An 18,707-nucleotide genomic window follows, 5' to 3' on the forward strand; every position below is an offset into this window, starting at 1 on the left:
CCACCCCTGACGAATCGGAGTACCGGCTATGAGCTATGACCTGATCCTGCTGCGCCACGGCCAGAGCGACTGGAACCAGAAGAATCTCTTCACCGGATGGGTGGACGTGCTACTGACGGATACCGGCCGCGCCGAGGCCGCCCGCGGTGGGGAGCTCCTGGCAGAGCGCAACCTGCTGCCCGACGTGGTGCACACCAGCCTGCTGCAGCGCGCGATCACCACCGCGCACCTGGCGCTGGAAACTGCCGACCGGCTCTGGATCCCCGTCAAGCGCGACTGGAGGCTCAATGAGCGCCACTACGGCGCCCTTCAGGGCAAGGACAAAGCTGAGATCCGTGAGCAGTACGGGGAAGAGCAGTTCATGCTGTGGCGCCGCTCCTATGACACCCCACCGCCGGAGATCAGCGACGACGATCCGCACAGCCAGTCTGCCGACCCCCGTTACGCGGACCTGGGCGACGCCGCCCCCAGGACAGAGTGCCTCAAAGACGTGGTGGATCGGTTCATCCCGTACTACGAGTCCGAGGTGGTGGGCGATCTCAAGGCTGGCAAGACCGTTCTGTTGGCCGCGCACGGTAATTCGCTGCGCGCCCTGGTGAAGCACCTGGACGGTATCTCTGACGCGGACATCGCCGGGCTCAACATCCCTACCGGCATCCCGCTGCACTACAAGCTCCGTGAGGACTTCAGTCCGCTGAACCCGGGCGGCACCTACCTGGACCCCGAGGCCGCGAAGGACGCCATTCAGGCCGTCGCCAACCAGGGCAAGAAGTAGGCCCCCGGCTCCGCAGCCTTCCACCGTCCCTCCACGCCCTCCCTCCACCCGCAGAGCGTCTCCGGATGTGGGAAACTCGCCCGTTTCAGGCGGGAGTTCCCCACATCCCGAGACGCTCTCCTACATGGGGCAGACCAAGGGGTGACGTCGGTGCCCCGCCGGTTATCCACAGATTGCCTTGTTCCGCCCTGTGACGGCTCTTTTCGGGCCATCCTGGAGGCGTGAGACCCCCGAAACCTCTGCCTCCGGCGCTCACGGGAGGCATCTTCACTCGGACTGAGGCGCGCCAGCTCGGCGTCAGTTCCGATCGGCTTCGGGCTCGGGACATCCAGCGGATCGCCCACGCCACCTACCGGCACCTCGGGCCGCCAACTGAAACGCAATCAGCTACGTTCGCGGTCCAGCCCGCAGCTCTGCAGGACGGCGATCCCGCACAGCTGGAAATGCTGCGGGCACTGTGCCGACGGTGCGCGGTGGTGCGGGTGAGTCACGTGACTGCGGCCCTGCTTCATGGCTTGCCGCTGCCCCGGCGCTGGACAGAGAGCACCACCCTTCACTTGACGGGGCGCAGCAGCTCGCATGCCAGTGTCTCGGATCCTGGCGTGCGACTGCACAGAACCTCAGCCGTCCCGCAACGCGAATACTGCCTGCACGGGGTGCCGGTCTCCCCGCCGCCGGAGCTTTTTGTGGAGCTCGCCCGCTACCTCAGGGTTCCCGAGCTCGTCGTCGTCGGAGACCAGCTGGTCCGCACACCGCGGGCCGGGTTGGAGACGCGGGTCTCACCTTGGTCCAGCCTGCGGGAGTTGGAACAAAGCGTCCGCCAGGGCCGTGGGAGGCTCGGCATCCTCCGGGCCAGAGAGGCGCTGCGTCTGGTCCGGGTCGGTGCGGACTCGCCGCCAGAGACACGGCTGCGGCTGGCGCTGATCAGTGCCGGGCTGCCGGAACCGCAGCTGCAGATTCCGCTGAAGCCGAATGATCCTTTCGCTCCGGTGGGCGATGCGGGGTATCGCAGCCAGCGTCTGGTGATCCAGTACGAAGGCGAACATCACTTCACGCCTGAGCAGCAGGCCCGCGATCAGCGCAGGAACGCCCAGTTCGAAGCAGCCGGTTGGACGGTGATGCTGGCGAACCGGGTGGATCTCAGGGAGAACTTTCAAGGGCTGGCTGCCCGCGTCAAGATGCACTTTGGGGCCCGGTGAGGCGCGTTTCTCGGCGGAGAGCGTCTCGGGATGTTGGAAACTACGCCTCCCGAGGTGCCTATTCCCCACATCCCGAGACGCTGTGTGGTGGGGGCGACCTACTGTGGTGGGGACGACTTGGTGGATGGCGGCGCCGTGCTGGTGGGTGCGACCTGCGGGTGGTGGGGTCCGGCCGCGGAAGAGCGATCAGCGTGCAGGCTTGGCCTCCCACTCCCCGGTGACCAGGTACTGCACCTTGCGGGCCACAGAGACACCGTGGTCACCGAAGCGCTCAAAGAACCGGCTGGCCAGAACAGCGTCAGCGGTCGATGCCGGGGACGCTTCCCACCCCGGCCTGGCGATCGTCGTGAAGATCCCGGCGTGCAGCTCGTTGATCTGCTCATTCAGCGCGAAGATCTCAAAGACCACTCCTAGTTCACGGGACTCCATCAGCTCCACTAACTTCTTGGAGATCGCAACATCTTTCACCGCCATCTGCCGGAAGACCGGGACCAGCGGGGCCGGCGCTACAGGGTCTGGGAAGCGCAACCTGGTCAGCTGCGCGATGTGCCGCGCCAGATCCCCCATCCGCTCCAAGGAGGTCGACATCCGCAGCGCCCCGACGACCAGCCGCAGATCGGAGGCCACCGGCCCCTGCAGCGCCAGAAGCTCGATCGCCTTCTCATCCAGGTCATGCTGCTGGGCGTCAATGCGCGTATCTGCGGCAATGACCTCATCTGCGAGTTGGACGTCTGCTAGCTCGAATGACCGATAGGCCTTCTCCATGGCTTCGGTGACGCGCATCGCGATGTCCGTGAGCTGATCACCGACAAGATGCAGGTCTTCCTGAAAGAGTTTGCGCATGTTAAATGGTCCTTTCCTCACACAGGGGCATGAACCGATCCTTCCCGGCATGACTGAACACCTTAGGGATGATCAGGCAACCGTCAGGTGAACAGCTCGTGAACTGTTGACCCCTCGGTGACGGTTCGGCAGCCGACGCCAGTTTTTCCACCTAAGCTGGGAAACTGTGGACTCCCTGCTCATTGCGGCTCTGGCCGGCTTAGTCGGCATCGCCATCGGCGTGGTCGGCATGCACGCCTTCCGCGTCAGTGAGCGCCAGCGCGCCGAGGGGATCGACGTGGACGAGCCCACCATGCCCGAAGGGGCCAACGAGGTGCTGGCCTCCCTGGGGTTGGCCTACATCGTGGTGGACACCGTGGACGGGGTGGTGCGGGCCAACCCGGCCGCCTACGCGTTCGGCCTGGTCCGCGGCCACACCGTGGTCCACCAAGAGGTGCTGCGATTGACCTCGCGGGTCCGCGGCGATGGGATCATCATCGAAGAGCAGCTGGAGCTTCCCCGCGGACTCCAGGGTGAGACCACAATAGTGGTCAATCTGCGCGTAGCGCCGCTGGGCGATGAGTACATCCTGGTGCTGGCCGATGACCGCACGGAGGTCAGCCGGACGGAGGCGGTCCGCAACGACTTCGTCGCCAACGTCTCCCATGAGCTGAAGACCCCGGTGGGAGCCATCAGCCTGCTCGCCGAGACCATCGAGGGCGCCTCCGAGGACGATGAAGCCGTCCGCCGCTTCTCCAAGCGCCTCCATAAAGAGTCCAACCGCCTGGCGGTCCTGGTGCAGGACATCATCGAGCTCTCAAGAGTCCAGGGGAAGAACGTGGTCCACGCCGGAGTGCCGGTGGATCTCACCACGGTCATCGTTGAGGCTGTGGACCGCTCCAGGGTGCCTGCCGAAGACAAAGGCATAGACCTGCGCGTAGCGGGTGAGCTGCCCCGACGGGTGCACGGCGATGCGGACCAGCTGACCATGGCCTTCCGCAATCTCATCGACAACGCAGTCCGCTACTCCCCGGAAGGCACCAGAGTGGGGATCGGCCTGTCATCCCGGGACGGGATCGCGCAGGTCACCATCACCGATCAGGGCATCGGAATCGAGGCCGAGAACCAGGAGCGGATCTTCGAACGGTTCTACCGCGTGGACCCCGCGCGCTCGCGGTCCACCGGCGGCACCGGCTTGGGACTGAGCATCGTCAAACATGTGGTCAGCAACCACGGCGGGGAAGTGGCCCTCTGGTCCCAGCCGGGCAAAGGGTCCACGTTCACCGTCCGGCTGCCGGAGCTGGAGGAGGGACTCGATGACCTCAGCGGCCTGGGGTACGGGGATTTCCGGGACGACGACGCCGCGAGACTCACCGAGAGCGACGCCGGCCAGCAGCCACACACCAGGAAGAATCACCGTCCGGCGTCCGCCCCGGACTCCATTGAAGAGGAGACACCTTGACCAGGATTCTCATCGTTGAAGATGAGGCTTCATTCTCTGAGGCGCTGTCCTACACCCTCCAAAAGGAGGGTTACGACGTTTCTGTAGCCGAGGACGGCCACCAGGCAGTCGAGATCTTCGACAGAGAGGGCGCGGACCTGGTTCTGCTGGACCTGATGCTCCCGGGCCAACCTGGAACGGAGGTCTGCCGGCAGATCCGGCTGCGCTCCGCAGTGCCGGTGATCATGCTCACGGCCAAAGATTCGGAGATCGACAAGGTGGTGGGCCTGGAGCTCGGCGCCGATGACTACGTCACCAAGCCGTACTCCTCACGTGAACTCCTGGCCCGGGTGCGGGCAGTGCTGCGCCGGCACGTGGACACCGAGTTCGACGACTCCTCCACCATTGTTGCCGGACCTGTCCGGATGGACATCGAGCGGCACATCGTGGAGGTGGCTGGTCGCAGTGTGAACCTGCCGCTGAAAGAGTTCGAGCTCCTTGAGATCCTCATCCGCAACACTGGCCGTGTGCTGACCCGCGGGCAGATCATCGACCGCGTCTGGGGCAGCGACTACGTCGGTGACACCAAGACTCTCGACGTGCACGTCAAGCGGCTCCGCTCCAAAGTGGAGACCGACCCGGCCAAGCCCCGCCTGCTGGTGACTGTGCGCGGCCTGGGGTACAAGTTCGACGCCTGAGCCACCTCCAGCGGTCCCGGCACCCAGCTAGACTGGCCCATGGTTCAGCACGGTGAGGCAGAAGGAGAGACGATGACCAGTTCAGAAGACTTCCATCCGATCAGGCGGGCGCTCATCTCAGTGTTCGACAAGACTGGTCTGACGGAGCTCGCCGAAGGCCTGCACCAGGCTGGGGTTGAGATCGTCTCCACCGGGTCCACAGCCGCGCGGATCTCCCAGTCCGGCATCCCAGTCACCGCCGTCGAAGAGGTCACCGAGTTCCCCGAAATGCTCGACGGGCGGGTCAAGACTCTGCATCCCCGTATCCACGGCGGTATCCTCGCTGACCGCCGGAACCCGGAGCACGTGAAGACACTAGACGAGCACGGCATCGCCGCCTTTGACCTGGTGGTGGTCAACCTCTACCCGTTCGCCGAAACCGTGGCCTCCGGCGCCGCAGAGGACGAGATCATCGAGAAGATCGACATCGGTGGTCCCTCCATGGTCCGCGCCGCTGCGAAGAACCACTCCGCAGTGGCCATTGTGGTCGATCCCCTCCGCTACGGTGAGACCGTCTCCGCTGCTCAGGGTGAGGGGTTCAGTCTCGCCGCCCGCAAACGCCTCGCTGCTCTGGCATTCGCCCACACAGCCAGTTATGACACCGCAGTGGCCCGCTGGACCGCCGCAGAGTTTGCTGACGATGTGGACAGCGCCGACATTCCCGCGCCGGCGACGCTGAGCGAAGGCCGCAAAGTTGAGTTCCCGCGCTTCGCCGGGTTGGCGCTGGACCGTGTCGCCACCCTGCGCTACGGAGAGAACGCGCACCAACCGGCGGCGCTCTACGCCGAGCACAACGGTACTCCGGGCTTAGCCCAGGCCAGCGTTCTGCACGGCAAGGAGATGAGTTACAACAACTATGTGGACGCCGACGCCGCGGTGCGCACAGCCTACGACTTCACCGAACCCGCGGTGGCGATCGTCAAGCACGCTAACCCCTGCGGTGCGGCTGCGGGGGAGACCGTCGCTGAGGCGCACCGGGCCGCGCATGCCTGTGACCCGCTTTCGGCCTTCGGCGGCGTGATAGCCGCCAACCGCGAGGTCAGCGCGGAGATGGCCACTGCCATCGCGGATATTTTCACCGAGGTGGTCGTTGCCCCTGCATTCGCGGCGGAAGCGCTGGAGATCCTGAAACGGAAGAAGAACGTGCGGCTGATCCAACTCAGTCCCGAGCACAAGCGCGACGCGGTCGAATACAAACAGATCTCCGGGGGAATGCTGCTGCAGGCCTCCGACCGCTTCCAAGCACCCGGAGATGAGCCGTCCACATGGAACCTGGCCGCCGGACCGGCAGCAGATGAGACCCAGTTCAAGGACCTCGCCTTTGCCTGGCGGGCGGTGCGCTCGGTGAAGTCCAATGCAATCCTGTTGGCCAAAAACGAAGCCACCGTCGGCATCGGCATGGGGCAGGTGAACCGTCTGGACTCCTGCCGCCTGGCCGTCCAGCGAGCCAACACCCTCGGCGGCGACGGAGTGGAGAGGGCGCGGGGATCTGTGGCCGCGTCCGACGCGTTCTTCCCATTTGCTGACGGGCTGCAGAGTCTGATCGCTGCCGGGGTCAGTGCGGTGGTCCAGCCGGGTGGTTCCCAGCGCGACGCGGAAGTGGTTGCCGCGGCCCAGGAGGCTGGGCTGACCATGTACCTCACCGGGACCCGGCACTTCTATCACTGAGAGGGTGGGTAGGCTAGCGGCATGAACCCACCCAGTGGCTAGCCCCGCGGTGCGGCATGGAAAGTCATGGCGCCGGCTGGGCCGTCCTGTGACCACAGCAGACAGACCTTAGACCCCAAGGGAGCGTTGCCTTGACCGAACAGCTTGATGATCTGGCGGACCTGATCCGCGACGAGCGACTGCGCGATCTTCGGGTAGCCCTCGATGACCTCAACACTGGCGACATCGTCAACTTCTTGGAACGCCTCGGTGTGAAGAACCGCGCCGTCACCTTCCGGCTGTTGCCCAAGGACACGGCCGTCCAGGTCTTCGATCAGCTGGACCAGGCGCTGCAGCATGAGATCGTCGAAGGCCTCAAGGATACTGACGTCGCCCACTTCTTCGAGTCATTGGACCCCGATGACCGGGTGCGGCTCATGGACGAGATGCCAGCTTCAGTGGCCCGGAAGATGCTGCGCCACCTGGATGCAAGAGAACGCGCGCTGACCAATATTGTCCTCGGCTACGCCACTGGGACCATTGGCCGCGAGATGAGCCCGGAGTTCGTCGCGATCCCCGAGCACTGGACAATCGGCCAAGCACTGGAGAAGGTGCGGCTCGCCGCGATGGACGCCGAAACGGTCTACACGCTTCCGGTGGTGGACGGCCACCGACTGCTTAAGGGTGTGGTCTCGCTTCGGGAGCTGATGTTCACCGACGAAGACACAGTGGTGGGCGCCATCATGTCGGAGGCCGATTCGGTCGACGCCGACCATGACGCGGAGGACGCAGCTCGCATGTGCGCCGACCGCAAGCACTTGGCCATGCCGGTCACAGACAAGGAACACCGCTTGGTCGGCATCTTCACCGTCGATGACGCGATGGACATCCTCGAGCGGGCGGAGAGCGAGGACGCGGCCCGCCACGGTGGTGCCGAGCCGCTGAACCGCCCCTACCTGTCCACCCCGGTGCTGACCATTATGCGCTCGCGCATCACTTGGCTGCTGGTGCTTGCCCTGGGTGCCACACTGACGGTGCAGGTGCTGGACACCTACGAGGAGACTCTCGAAGCCGTCGTCGTGCTGGCGCTGTTCGTCCCACTGCTGATTGGCACCGGGGGCAATACCGGCAACCAGGCGGCCACCACCGTCACTCGCGCCCTGGCCTTGGGCGACGTCGCCTCCCGTGACGTCTTCAGGGTGCTCTGGCGTGAGGTGCGGGTTGGGCTGACCCTCGGTTCGGTGCTGGGAGTGCTGGGCTTCCTGGTGGTCAGCTGGCGGTGGGACTGGGACGTTGGTGCGGTCATCGGACTGACGCTGGTCGCCATCTGCACACTGGCGGCATCGGTAGGCGGAATGATGCCGCTGCTTGCAAAGAAGATCGGCGCCGACCCGGCGGTCTTTGCCAACCCTTTCATCACCACGTTCGTGGACGCCACCGGCCTGATCATCTACTTCGTCATCGCCATGGCCGTCCTCGGTCTGTGACGAGTTGATAGATTGACCTCATACTGCAATTCCGTTCGACCTCAAGGGAGCTGCCGCTCTATGGCAAAAATCATCTTCACCAACACTGACGAAGCGCCGATGCTGGCAACTTTTTCGTTGAAGCCCATTGTGGAGGCCTTCGCCTCAACAGCGGGCGTGGAGATCGAGACGCGCGACATCTCACTGGCCGGGAGGATCATCGCGCAGTTCCCAGACTACGTAGGTGAGGACAAGGCTGAGCCGGACGCTCTCGGCGAGCTCGGTCAGCTCGCCAAGACCCCCGAGGCGAACATCATCAAGCTGCCGAACATCTCCGCATCTACGCCCCAGCTCAAGGCCGCGATAGCGGAGCTCCAGCAGGCCGGCTACGCTCTGCCGGAGTACCCTGAGGCGCCCGAGAGTGACGAAGAGAACGACGTCAGGGCCCGCTATGACAAGGTCAAGGGTTCTGCAGTGAACCCCGTGCTGCGTGAGGGCAACTCCGATCGGCGCGCCCCGGCCTCCATCAAGCAGTACGTGCGCTCCAACCCGCACCGAATGGGTGAGTGGAGCACTGAGTCGAAGACCGCCGTGGCCACCATGGGGGAGCGGGACTTTGCCGACAATGAGCAGTCGGTCATCATCGAATCCTCCGATCAGCTCACCATTAAGCATGTGGCAGCAGACGGTTCCACCACCACCCTGAAGAACGGTCTGGACGTCCAGGCCGGTGAGGTCATCGACGGCACCTTCATGTCCGCAGAGGCGCTTGACGCCTTCCTCAGCGAGCAGGTCGAACGCGCCAAGGAACAAGATGTGCTGTTCTCGGCCCACCTGAAGGCGACCATGATGAAGGTATCCGACCCCATCATCTTCGGTCACGTGGTCCGGGCCTTCTTCCCCACCATCTTTGAGAAGTTCGGTGACCAGCTTGCTGAAGCGGGACTCTCGCCCAATGACGGGCTGGCCTCGATCCTTTCCGGGGCGGAGAAGATGGGTGCCGTAGGCGAGGAGATCAAAGCAGAGTATGACAAGGCACTGGAGAACGGTCCACGGATGTCCATGGTCAACGACCGCAAGGGCATCACCAACCTGCACACCCCCTCCGATGTGATCGTTGACGCCTCAATGCCCGCAATGATCCGCAACGGCGGTCAGCTGTGGGGCCCCTCCGGGGAGACCGCCGACACCTTGGCAGTCATCCCCGACTCCTCCTACGCCGGTGTCTACCAGGCGGTGATCGATGACTGCCGGACCAACGGCGCCTTCGATCCGACCACCCTGGGCACCGTGCCCAATGTGGGGTTGATGGCGCAGAAGGCTGAGGAGTACGGCTCCCATGACAAGACCTTCGAGATCCCCGCAGACGGTACCGTTCAGGTCCTCAACTCTGCGGGCGATGTGCTCATCGAACATCAGGTGGAAACCGGCGACATTTGGCGCGCCTGCCAGACCAAGGACGCGCCCATCGAAGACTGGGTCAAGCTCGCCGTGAACCGGGCCCGGGAGACCGGATGGCCTGCCGTGTTCTGGCTGGATGAGAACCGCGCACACGATGCCAACCTGATCAGTAAGGTCAAGACCTACCTGGCAGATCACGACACTGACGGGCTGACCCTCGAGATCATGGATCCGGTGGCCGCCACCAAGTACTCCGTGGACCGTATCCGCCGCGGTGAGAACACCATCAGTGTCACCGGCAATGTACTGCGCGACTACCTCACCGACCTCTTCCCCATCCTGGAATTGGGCACCTCCGCCAAGATGCTTTCCATCGTGCCGTTGATGGCCGGCGGAGGCCTCTTCGAAACGGGTGCGGGCGGTTCCGCACCTAAGCACGTCCAGCAGCTCACGGAGGAGAACTACCTGCGCTGGGACTCCCTGGGCGAGTTCTTCGCCATCGTGCCCTCCCTCCAGAAGTACGCTGAGCAGGCTGACGCGCCACGTGCCAAGGTGTTGGCGGCCGCCCTGGACAGGGCCACCGCCACCTTCCTGATGGAGAACCGCAGCCCGGGCCGCAGCCTGGGCACCATCGACAACCGAGGCAGCCACTTCTACCTGGCCCAGTATTGGGCCCAGGAGCTCGCTGAGCAGAACGACGACGCTGACCTCGCCGCCCTCTTCCAACCCGTGGCTGAAGCCCTGGTGCAGAAAGAGGAGCAGATCCTCTCCGAGCTCAACGAGGTGCAGGGCAACCCTGCTGACATCGGCGGCTACTACCGTCCCGATGAGAAGAAGGCGTTCCGCGTGATGCGTCCCTCAGCCACGCTGAACTCCATCGTCGATGGGCTGGTGGGCTGACGATGGTCCGCCGAACTGTGGCTGGCAAGACACCGCGGGTGGGTCAGCGCGTGTTCGTCGCGCCGACCGCCGCTGTGACAGGCGACGTAGTCATGGAGGATGACTCCAGTGCCTTCTACGGGGTCTCCGTCCGTGGCGACCGGTCGCTGATCACCGTCGGACCCAAAACCAACCTGCAGGACAACGTCTCCGTGCACTCTGACGCCGATGCCCCGTGCACACTGGGCTCAGGCGTCTCTGTGGGGCACGGGGCGGTGGTGCACGGCTGCACCGTCGGCGATGGCGCACTTATTGGCATGAACGCCACCGTACTTAACCACTCCACCATCGGTGCTGAGTCCCTCATCGCAGCCGGGACGGTGGTGCTCGAAGGCACCGAGGTGCCACCCCGGTCCTTGGTGGCGGGCATTCCCGGAAAGGTGCGGCGCGAACTCACCGAGGATGAGGTGGCGGGGCTGCGCGAGAACGCGGAAGTCTACCTGGAGCTGAAGGAACAGCACTTGGCGGCTGAAGCCGACGAGGCGCCCCACGTCTCCAGCTGACGTTCAGGTGACGCTCACCTACTCTTGCGAGCTTTCTCATAAAGTTCGAGGCACCGCCAGGAGTACTCGATACAGAAGATAAGGGTGAGCGCGCGTGACGGCATACGGATTCCACGCCTCGCAGGAGCAGATCTCTCCATCGCAGCTGCTCCGGGACGTTCAGCAGGCCGAGGCGGCGGGGTTCGACGCCGCGATGAGCTCTGACCATTTCTTCCCCTGGTCCAGACGTCAGGGCCATTCCGGATTCACCTTTTCCTGGCTGGGCGCGGCCCTGGCCTCTACCAGCTTTCCTATTGGTTCGGTCTGCGCGCCCGGCCAGCGTTACCACCCAGCCGTCGTCGCTCAGGCTACGGCCACCCTCGGTGAGATGTTCCCAGGGCGCTACTGGGTGGCACTGGGCGCCGGGCAGGCCATGAATGAGCATGTCACGGGTGAGAAGTGGCTGGGGCTGCAGAGCCGACGGGACCGTTTGGAGGAGTCAGCGGACCTCATCAGCAGGCTTCATCGTGGGGAATGGATCAGCGAGCACCGAGGTCGGGTGGAGGTTGAGGACGCCTACCTCTACGACCGACCCGAAACCCCCATACCGCTCTACGGCACCTGCATCACACCAGAGTCCGCTCGGCGCGCAGCACAGTGGGCAGACGGATTCATCACCTTGAACCAGCCCGACGGCGCGCACTACGAGGTGCTCAGTGCATACCGTGAGGCTGGAGGACGGGGCCCGGCGATGCTGCAGATCCACCTCAGTTGGGCAGAAACGGACAGTGCAGCCCAGGAGATCGCCTACGACCAGTGGCGCTGCAACATCTTCGGCCCGCCCCTGGATCAGGACCTGACCACCCCGGAGCACTTCGACTCCGCGGCAGTAGATGTCAACCTCAGCACTGTCCTCGAGGCGGTATGGACGTCGTCGTCCCTGGCAGCTCATACCGAGTGGATCGCTGAGGCGAGTCAGAGCTTCGACACCGTCTATCTCCACCACGTGGGCCAGGACCAAACACCGTGGCTGGACGCTGCCGGGGAGCACATTCTGCCGGCCCTAGCCCGAGACACAGCCGAGACAGGAGCCTGATGCGGATCACCGAGACTGCCGACCTCTGGTACAACAACGCCGTCTTCTACTGCATTGATGTGGAGACCTATCTGGACTCGACGGGCAGCGGCGGAGGAGACCTCCACGGCATCACCCAACGGATCGACTACCTGGCAGAGATCGGCGTCACCTGCCTGTGGCTGATGCCGTTCTACCCCTCCCCGCGGCGAGACAACGGATACGACATCGCTGACATGTACGGGGTCGATCGGCGGTACGGGGACCACGGGGACTTCGTCGAACTCATCCGGGTGGCCCATGACCGCGGCCTGCGAGTGATCGTAGACCTGGTCATCAACCACACCTCCGACCAGCACCCCTGGTTCAAAGCCTCGCGGCGCTCCACAGACAACCCATACCGTGACTACTACGTCTGGCGTGCGGATGACCCCGGCGACACCAGCGACCAAGCCATGTTCCCCGATGAGGAGGACGGGATATGGACCTTCGATGAGCAGACCGAGCAGTGGTACCTTCACCACTTCCTGCACACCCAGCCGGACCTGAACACCGCCAACCCCCAAGTGCGTGAGGAGATCACCAAGCTGATGGGCTTCTGGCTGCAGCTGGGTGTGGACGGATTCCGGGTCGACGCCGTCCCCTTCGCCATCAATCAGCGCACCCTGGTCGGTATGGACGAGCACGAATTCGAGGAGCCCCACGACTACCTGCGGTCGCTGCGGAGATTCCTTCAGCGCCGCGCATCAGGCCAGGGTTCGGCGATCATGCTGGGGGAAGTCAACCTTCCCCATGAGGAGCAGGTCGCGTTCTTCGGCGGGGAGCGCGGCGACCAGCTCACCATGCAGTTCGATTTTTTCACCAACCAGCGGCTTTTCTTGTCGCTTGCTCGGCAGGAGTCCGCACCTCTGGCCGAGGCGTTGCGCTCGCGGCCCACTGGGCTCCGCGTGGAGTCTCAGTACGCCAATTTTCTGCGCAACCATGACGAGTTGACTCTGGATCTGCTGGAGGATGACGAGCAGGAAGAGGTCCTGGATGCATTCGCCCCGGAGGAGGAGATGCGGTTCGCGGGAAGGGGGCTGCGCCGCCGACTTCCTGGCATGTTCAACGGTGATCCCCGGAGGCTGAAGATGGCCTACTCGCTGCTGTTCACGTTGCCGGGTACCCCGGTGATGTTCTACGGAGAAGAGATCGGCATGGGGGAGAACCTGGACGTCCCGGGACGGGAAGCAGTGCGCACTCCGATGCAGTGGACTTCGGAGAAGAACGCGGGGTTCTCCACCGCGAAGCCTTCTCAGCTGAGTCGGGCGGTCACCGAGGGCCCGTTCGGCCCCGAACATGTCAACGCCGCCCAGGCTCGCAGAGATCCCAACTCGATGCTTCACCACATCACCCGTCTCGCCCAGCGCTACCGGGAGTCGCCCGAACTGGGCTGGGGGGATACCACTATCATCGATACCGAACTTCCGCAGGTGCTGGTGCACACGACCACCTGGGAGGACAGGTCCATGGTGCTGCTGCACAATCTGGCCTCCGAGCCGGCCATCGTGCCGTTCACCCTGGAGGGGATGGAGCCGGGAACACAACTGGTGGATCTGCTCAGTGAAGAGTCCTGCGAGCTGGACGCCGACCGCTCCACCCGAATGCCCATGGACGGTTATGGTTACCGCTGGCTCAGAGTTGCAGCTCAGGGTGACCATCGTCTCCTGTGACACAGCCACGGGCGCCGTGCGCCGCTGCAAGAATTTTGGAAGCTCGGGCCTACGCTGGAAGCATCGTCCTTGCCTGAGCCTCGAGCATGCGTCAAGGGCACATTCAGGCAAGACAAATACTCTCGCGAAGAGTATGTGTAGGAGGTGGACCGTGCAGCGTATGACCATAGCGATCACTGCACTTGCGGCTGTGGCCGTTTCGGGCTGCAGCAACCCCTTTGACGCGCAAGATGTCGGAGACCCTGACACCGATCCGCAGGAGACTGAGGCGCCGGAGGATGAAGGGGCAGCGGAGAATGAAGTGCCGGCGTTCGGCGACATCCGTCAGGAGATGTTCTCCGCGATGCTTGCCGCAGACTCCGTCACCATAGATGGTGAGGTGAGGGCCGGGGAGGCTGATCTGGATGAACTCTTCGACGGAGTCGACGACGACACCACAGGTGAGCTGACGATCACCGGCGCCCTGGACGGCACGGAATCGGAGATGTCATTCTCAGCCGGAGGGTCGAGCTTCACGCAACGTGCGGTTGCCGGCCAGGAGTACTTCCGAGGCGAGGATTTCGCTGCTCTGCTGGTCAGCGAGCTCGACGATGAGGTTGCCGACCTGGTGGAAGAGGAGTTCGTTGAGGAGACCATCTCAGACAACTGGGTGCTCTTCGAGGACTCAGGAGGGTCGGTCTTCTCCGCAGAGGAGTTCATCAGTACCTGGCGGTCGGAACTGACCGGGGACGACGTCGACGCCATGGCCGCGCACGCTGAGGAGCGTGAGGGTGAAACGGTGTGGGTGTACACCGCCGACGGGGGAGAGAGCGAGTTCGTCGTCGCCGCAGACCAGGAACCGTATCTGCTGGAGATCACGGATGAGGACTCCCACTACGAATTTACTGAATGGAACGCTTCCGAGCCCCCTGAGGTTCCAACCGATGTCATTACTCTCGATGAGATCTTCGGGGCCATAGCTGAGGAGCAGGGCTGGGAGCCCGGAGCACTCGAAGATGAAGAGAGCGATGACGGCGGCGCCGAGCACCCGGACGCCTGAACCGCTGCATGAACAGCTAGGAGGAAGAATGTCGATGAAAGCTCTCTACCGCACAACCGGTCTTCTCGGTGTGGCAGTGCTGGCACTGACCGCCTGCGGCCCGGAGGATGAAGGTGCCCGCGACGACGTCGCCGAGGACGGCCAGGAGGACCTCGATCCGGACGGCGCCGAGGACCAGGGCGACACCCCCGGCGAGGTAGCCGACGAGGAGGGCGAGGAGCCGGACCCGGAAGAAGAGGTGGACGCCGGAGATGAGGACTCCGAGGCAGGCGACGCCCCCGACCTCGCTGACATCGAAGACAGCGTGTGGGAGAGCTCCAGCTCCCAGGACTCCGTCACCATCACTTCGGAAGTGCCTGCCTCGATGCTGGGACTGGACGAGGTGACTCACGATGACGAGATCGATGATCTCGTCGAGGAGGAAGACGACGAAGCTGCTGACGATGACACAGAGGAGATCGCCGAGGAGGAAGAGGTCGTCCAGGTGGTCGTCGCTGGGGACATGACCGGTGATGGCTCAGTGTGGCAGCTAGAAGACCTGATCGACTACCTGCTCTACGACGGTGGAGACACCATCTACCAGACGGTTGAGTCCTTCAGCGAAGAGTACCGGGAGTTCCAGCCGGAAGAGGGCGCCGGTCCTGATCCCGAGGAGCTTCGATCCGAGCTGGAAACCGAAGGTTCCTGGGTAGACGTCACGAGCACCTTGGCCGGGGAGATTGAAACCCCAGAGCAGTATGTGGAGACTTTCCGGGAGGAGATGCTGTCCTCCGCCGACATGGACTCGTTGGCCGACACGGGGATCACCGGTGAGGCGGAGAACCGCGACGGGGAGGATGTATGGGTCTACCGCGAAGAGATGGAGGACGAGTTCGTGGAGTTCGTCATCATCGCTGATGAGGACGAACCGCTTCTCTCTGAAATTTCCATGGATTCGGAGGGCATAGAAGTTTCCATAAACTTCACCGACTGGAACGATTCCGAGGATGTGGCAGAGGATGAGCCCGCCGACGAGGACGTCATTGCCGAGGACGAACTCGAAGCTATCGTGCAAGACATGATGCAGTAGAAGCTAGAACCCGACCTCAGCATTGGGGCCGCCCCGCCTAAGGGGCGGCCCCAATGCTGTGTAGGGCCTCCAATTGTGAGTTATTCAGATGTAGTGCAAAATAGGCGATATGACGTCGTTCGATTGGTCGCAAGCGCTCCGTGAACGTGGTCTCCGCGTCACGAGACAGCGCCTGGCCGTGCTCGAGGCCGTCGCCGCGCACCCCCATCAGTCTGCTGAGGTTATCCACGCTCAGGTGGCCCGGGTGCTGCCCGTCATCACCGTGCAGTCGATCTACACGGTGCTTCACGATCTTTCGTCCCATCGTTTGTTGCGGCGGTTCGATCCGCCAGGCTCCGCGGCTCGTTATGAGACCCGCACTGAAGACAACCACCACCATGCCGTGTGCACGGAATGCGGGCGAATCGAGGATGTGGACTGCGTCCACGGTGAGGCGCCCTGCCTGGAGGTCCCTACGTCTCTGGGTATGCAGATCAGTGTGGCCGACGTGGTCTTTCGTGGAATTTGTGACCAGTGCGCAGCGGCGAGGTCCGAGCGCGCTGTCATTGCCTGATCTGCGCAAGACGTCTACCGAACCGACTTGTCTCCTAGAGAGTCAATGCTCAACGAAGAGAGGAAATCCATGACCGAAAACACCAATGGCTGCCCCGTCATGCACAATGAGGGGTCATCCGCCATACCGACAGCTGAGGCGCCGTCTGGGCCCGCACACCCGACCCAGGGAGGCGGAAACCGTTACTGGTGGCCCCATCAGCTCAACCTCAAAGTCCTCGCCAAGAACCCCCAGGTCGCAGACCCGTTCGGCGAGGAGGACTACGACTACGCACAAGAGTTCCTCAAACTGGACCTATCTGAGGTTAAGCAGGACATTGCGGAGACGCTCACCACCTCCCAGGACTGGTGGCCAGCCGACTTCGGCCACTACGGCCCCTTGATCATTCGCATGGCGTGGCACTCGGCGGGTACCTACCGGGCCGTCGACGGTCGTGGTGGCGGTGGAACGGGCCAGCAGCGCTTCGCACCGCTGAACTCCTGGCCGGACAACGTCGGGTTGGATAAGGCGCGGCGGGTGCTGTGGCCGATCAAGAAGAAGTACGGACGTCAGCTCTCCTGGGCCGACCTGATGATTCTGGCCGGCAATGTGGCCCTGGAGTCAATGGGCCTCAAGACTTTCGGCTTCGCCGGCGGCCGGGCCGATGTGTGGGAGCCCGAAGATGACGTTTACTGGGGAGCCGAAGAAGAATGGCTTGGCAGTGAGAAGCGATTCGCCGAGGGCGGCGATCGTGACCTGAACAAGCCTCTCGGTGCCACGCACCTCGGGCTGATCTACGTCAATCCCGAAGGTCCGGACGGCGAGCCCGACCCACTCAGGGCAGCTCATGACATTCGGGTGACATTCGCCCGAATGGGAATGGGTGATGAGGAGACTGTTGCTCTCATCGCCGGCGGGCACACTTTCGGCAAGGGTCACGGAGCCAATACCGACGATCACCTGGGACCTGATCCAGAGGGCGCCGATCTGGACCGTCAAGGTCTGGGTTGGGACAACGCCAATGGAACGGGCAAAGGTGATGACCAGATCACCTCAGGTCTCGAGGTGACGTGGACCTACCATCCCACTCGCTGGGACAACGAGTTCTTCCACATTCTCTACGCCTATGAGTGGGAGGTGTACAAGGGCCCCGGCGGTGCCTGGCAGTGGCGCCCCACCAATGGTGAGGGAGCCGGTCTGGTGCCCGAGGCCCACGGCGAGGGTAAGCGCGAACCCCGCATGCTCACCACGGACCTCTCCCTGCGAGTCGACCCGGAGTATGACAAGATTTCACGGCGGTTCCACCAGAACCCGGAAGAGTTCCGCGACGCGTTCGCACGCGCCTGGTTCAAGCTGACCCACCGCGATATGGGACCCAAGGCGCGCTGCCTGGGCCCCGAGGTTCCCGAAGAAGACCTGATCTGGCAGGACCCGCTGCCGGAGGTGCACCACGAACTCATTGACCATGCCGACGCCGCAGAGCTGAAACAGGAGATTCTGCGGTCCGGCCTGAGTGTCACGGAGCTCGTCTCCACAGCATGGGCGGCAGCCTCAACCTTCCGCCACGGTGATAAGCGCGGTGGTGCCAACGGCGCTCGTATCCGTTTGGCCCCGCAGAAGAACTGGGAAGTCAACAATCCCGAGCAGCTGGCCAAGGTGCTCGACGTCTTAGAGTCCGTGCAGGAGAAGTACAACTCCCGCACGTCGGGCTCGGACAAGCAGGTGTCTCTGGCGGACCTGATTGTGCTTGCCGGGAATGCTGCGGTGGAGAAAGCCGCCGCTGACGCGGGCGTTGCGGTGGAGGTGCCGTTCAACCCGGGACGCGTCGATGCTTCACCGGAGCAGACCGACAAAGAGTCGTTCGCGTACCTGGAGCCGGTGACTGATGGTTTCCGCAACTACGTGGGTCCTGACAGCTCGCTGCCGGCTGAGCACGCTCTGATCGACAAAGCCAACTTGCTCTCACTCTCCGTACCGGAAATGACTGTGCTGGTCGGCGGACTCAGGGTCCTCGGAGCAAACTGGGACCAGTCTGACTACGGCGTCTTCACCGATCGCGTCGGCGTGCTGAGCAATGACTTCTTCGTCAATCTTCTCGATCTGGGTAAGACCTGGAAGGCCCTGGACTCGGACAGGAAGACCTTTGAAGCCACATACGACGCAACGGGTGAGGTGTTCGGCCGCGGGAGCCGGGTCGATCTGGTCTTCGGCTCCAATTCCGAGCTGCGAGCTGTGGCTGAGGTGTATGCCGCTGACGATGCTCACGAGAAATTCGTAAGAGACTTCGTTCGCGCCTGGGCGAGGGTCTCTGAGCTCGACCGCTTCGACCTGCGCAAGCCGGCCGGAAAGACAGCAGCATAATCTGCTCATG

The 18,707-nt window shown here is 63.5% G+C and carries 15 protein-coding genes; 14 read left to right on the forward strand and 1 reads right to left on the reverse strand.

What is annotated here, in order from left to right; translation table 11 throughout:
• The first annotated feature begins 28 nt into the window (after positions 1–28).
• Positions 29–775, forward strand: a complete 747-nt coding sequence (locus D3250_RS07805; protein ID WP_119902784.1) for a phosphoglyceromutase — start codon at positions 29–31, stop codon at positions 773–775.
• A 221-nt stretch (positions 776–996) separates the two neighbouring features.
• Positions 997–1,974 carry an endonuclease domain-containing protein gene (locus D3250_RS07810; RefSeq protein ID WP_119902785.1) on the forward strand — a complete coding sequence of 326 codons (978 nt, stop codon included), beginning with the start codon at positions 997–999 and terminating at the stop codon, positions 1,972–1,974.
• Positions 1,975–2,160: 186 nt separating this feature from the next.
• Here the strand turns inward: D3250_RS07810 and phoU are convergent, their stop codons facing one another.
• Positions 2,161–2,817, reverse strand: coding sequence for a phosphate signaling complex protein PhoU (gene phoU / locus D3250_RS07815; RefSeq protein ID WP_119902786.1), 657 nt, complete (start codon positions 2,815–2,817; stop codon positions 2,161–2,163).
• A 166-nt stretch (positions 2,818–2,983) separates the two neighbouring features.
• Between phoU and D3250_RS07820 the strand changes: the two genes are divergently transcribed.
• The 12 genes from D3250_RS07820 to katG all read left to right on the forward strand — a co-directional run bounded on the left by D3250_RS07820 (position 2,984) and on the right by katG (position 18,697).
• Complete coding sequence (locus tag D3250_RS07820) at positions 2,984–4,258, forward strand: sensor histidine kinase (RefSeq protein ID WP_192892575.1); 1,275 nt, start codon at positions 2,984–2,986, stop codon at positions 4,256–4,258.
• A complete protein-coding gene (locus tag D3250_RS07825) occupies positions 4,255–4,935 on the forward strand; it encodes a response regulator (RefSeq protein WP_119902787.1) in 681 nt (226 codons plus the stop codon). The genes D3250_RS07820 and D3250_RS07825 overlap by 4 nt, the downstream gene beginning before the upstream one ends.
• Positions 4,936–5,007: 72 nt before the next feature.
• On the forward strand, positions 5,008–6,642 hold the full coding sequence (purH, locus tag D3250_RS07830; protein ID WP_119902788.1) for a bifunctional phosphoribosylaminoimidazolecarboxamide formyltransferase/IMP cyclohydrolase: 1,635 nt from the start codon (positions 5,008–5,010) through the stop codon (positions 6,640–6,642).
• A 131-nt stretch (positions 6,643–6,773) separates the two neighbouring features.
• Positions 6,774–8,108 carry a magnesium transporter gene (gene mgtE / locus D3250_RS07835; protein WP_119902789.1) on the forward strand — a complete coding sequence of 445 codons (1,335 nt, stop codon included), beginning with the start codon at positions 6,774–6,776 and terminating at the stop codon, positions 8,106–8,108.
• A 60-nt stretch (positions 8,109–8,168) separates the two neighbouring features.
• The gene (locus D3250_RS07840) at positions 8,169–10,388 is read left to right on the forward strand and encodes an NADP-dependent isocitrate dehydrogenase (protein ID WP_119902790.1); all 2,220 of its coding nucleotides are present in this window, start codon (positions 8,169–8,171) and stop codon (positions 10,386–10,388) included.
• 2 nt (positions 10,389–10,390) lie between these two features.
• Positions 10,391–10,930: a gamma carbonic anhydrase family protein gene (locus D3250_RS07845; RefSeq protein ID WP_119902791.1), complete on the forward strand. Its 540-nt coding sequence runs from the start codon at positions 10,391–10,393 to the stop codon at positions 10,928–10,930.
• A 94-nt stretch (positions 10,931–11,024) separates the two neighbouring features.
• Positions 11,025–12,005: a TIGR03885 family FMN-dependent LLM class oxidoreductase gene (locus D3250_RS07850; RefSeq protein ID WP_119902792.1), complete on the forward strand. Its 981-nt coding sequence runs from the start codon at positions 11,025–11,027 to the stop codon at positions 12,003–12,005.
• Positions 12,005–13,696 carry an alpha-amylase family protein gene (locus D3250_RS07855; RefSeq protein ID WP_119902793.1) on the forward strand — a complete coding sequence of 564 codons (1,692 nt, stop codon included), beginning with the start codon at positions 12,005–12,007 and terminating at the stop codon, positions 13,694–13,696. Before D3250_RS07850 ends, D3250_RS07855 begins: the two co-directional genes overlap by 1 nt.
• 160 nt (positions 13,697–13,856) lie before the next feature.
• Positions 13,857–14,735, forward strand: a complete 879-nt coding sequence (locus D3250_RS07860) for a hypothetical protein (RefSeq protein WP_119902794.1) — start codon at positions 13,857–13,859, stop codon at positions 14,733–14,735.
• A gap of 28 nt (positions 14,736–14,763) precedes the next feature.
• Positions 14,764–15,804, forward strand: a complete 1,041-nt coding sequence (locus D3250_RS11805; protein WP_158583106.1) for a hypothetical protein — start codon at positions 14,764–14,766, stop codon at positions 15,802–15,804.
• Positions 15,805–15,913: 109 nt separating this feature from the next.
• The gene (locus tag D3250_RS07870; protein WP_119902795.1) at positions 15,914–16,357 is read left to right on the forward strand and encodes a Fur family transcriptional regulator; all 444 of its coding nucleotides are present in this window, start codon (positions 15,914–15,916) and stop codon (positions 16,355–16,357) included.
• Between the two features lie 69 nt (positions 16,358–16,426).
• Entirely contained in the window at positions 16,427–18,697 is a 2,271-nt protein-coding gene (katG, locus tag D3250_RS07875) for a catalase/peroxidase HPI (protein ID WP_119903048.1), read from the forward strand.
• Positions 18,698–18,707: the final 10 nt, after the last annotated feature.

This window comes from Nesterenkonia natronophila (assembly GCF_003595215.1).
In the GTDB taxonomy this organism is placed as follows: domain Bacteria; phylum Actinomycetota; class Actinomycetes; order Actinomycetales; family Micrococcaceae; genus Nesterenkonia; species Nesterenkonia natronophila.

Bases quoted from the DNA above. Each gene is read 5' to 3' on its own strand.
- D3250_RS07805 (WP_119902784.1), top strand. From the start codon at position 29: ATGAGCTATGACCTGATCCTGCTGCGCCACGGCCAGAGCGACTGGAAC.
- phoU (WP_119902786.1), bottom strand. From the start codon at position 2,817: ATGCGCAAACTCTTTCAGGAAGACCTGCATCTTGTCGGTGATCAGCTC.
- purH (WP_119902788.1), top strand. From the start codon at position 5,008: ATGACCAGTTCAGAAGACTTCCATCCGATCAGGCGGGCGCTCATCTCA.
- D3250_RS07840 (WP_119902790.1), top strand. From the start codon at position 8,169: ATGGCAAAAATCATCTTCACCAACACTGACGAAGCGCCGATGCTGGCA.
- D3250_RS07845 (WP_119902791.1), top strand. From the start codon at position 10,391: ATGGTCCGCCGAACTGTGGCTGGCAAGACACCGCGGGTGGGTCAGCGC.
- D3250_RS07855 (WP_119902793.1), top strand. From the start codon at position 12,005: ATGCGGATCACCGAGACTGCCGACCTCTGGTACAACAACGCCGTCTTC.
- D3250_RS07860 (WP_119902794.1), top strand. From the start codon at position 13,857: ATGACCATAGCGATCACTGCACTTGCGGCTGTGGCCGTTTCGGGCTGC.
- D3250_RS11805 (WP_158583106.1), top strand. From the start codon at position 14,764: ATGTCGATGAAAGCTCTCTACCGCACAACCGGTCTTCTCGGTGTGGCA.
- D3250_RS07870 (WP_119902795.1), top strand. From the start codon at position 15,914: ATGACGTCGTTCGATTGGTCGCAAGCGCTCCGTGAACGTGGTCTCCGC.
- katG (WP_119903048.1), top strand. From the start codon at position 16,427: ATGACCGAAAACACCAATGGCTGCCCCGTCATGCACAATGAGGGGTCA.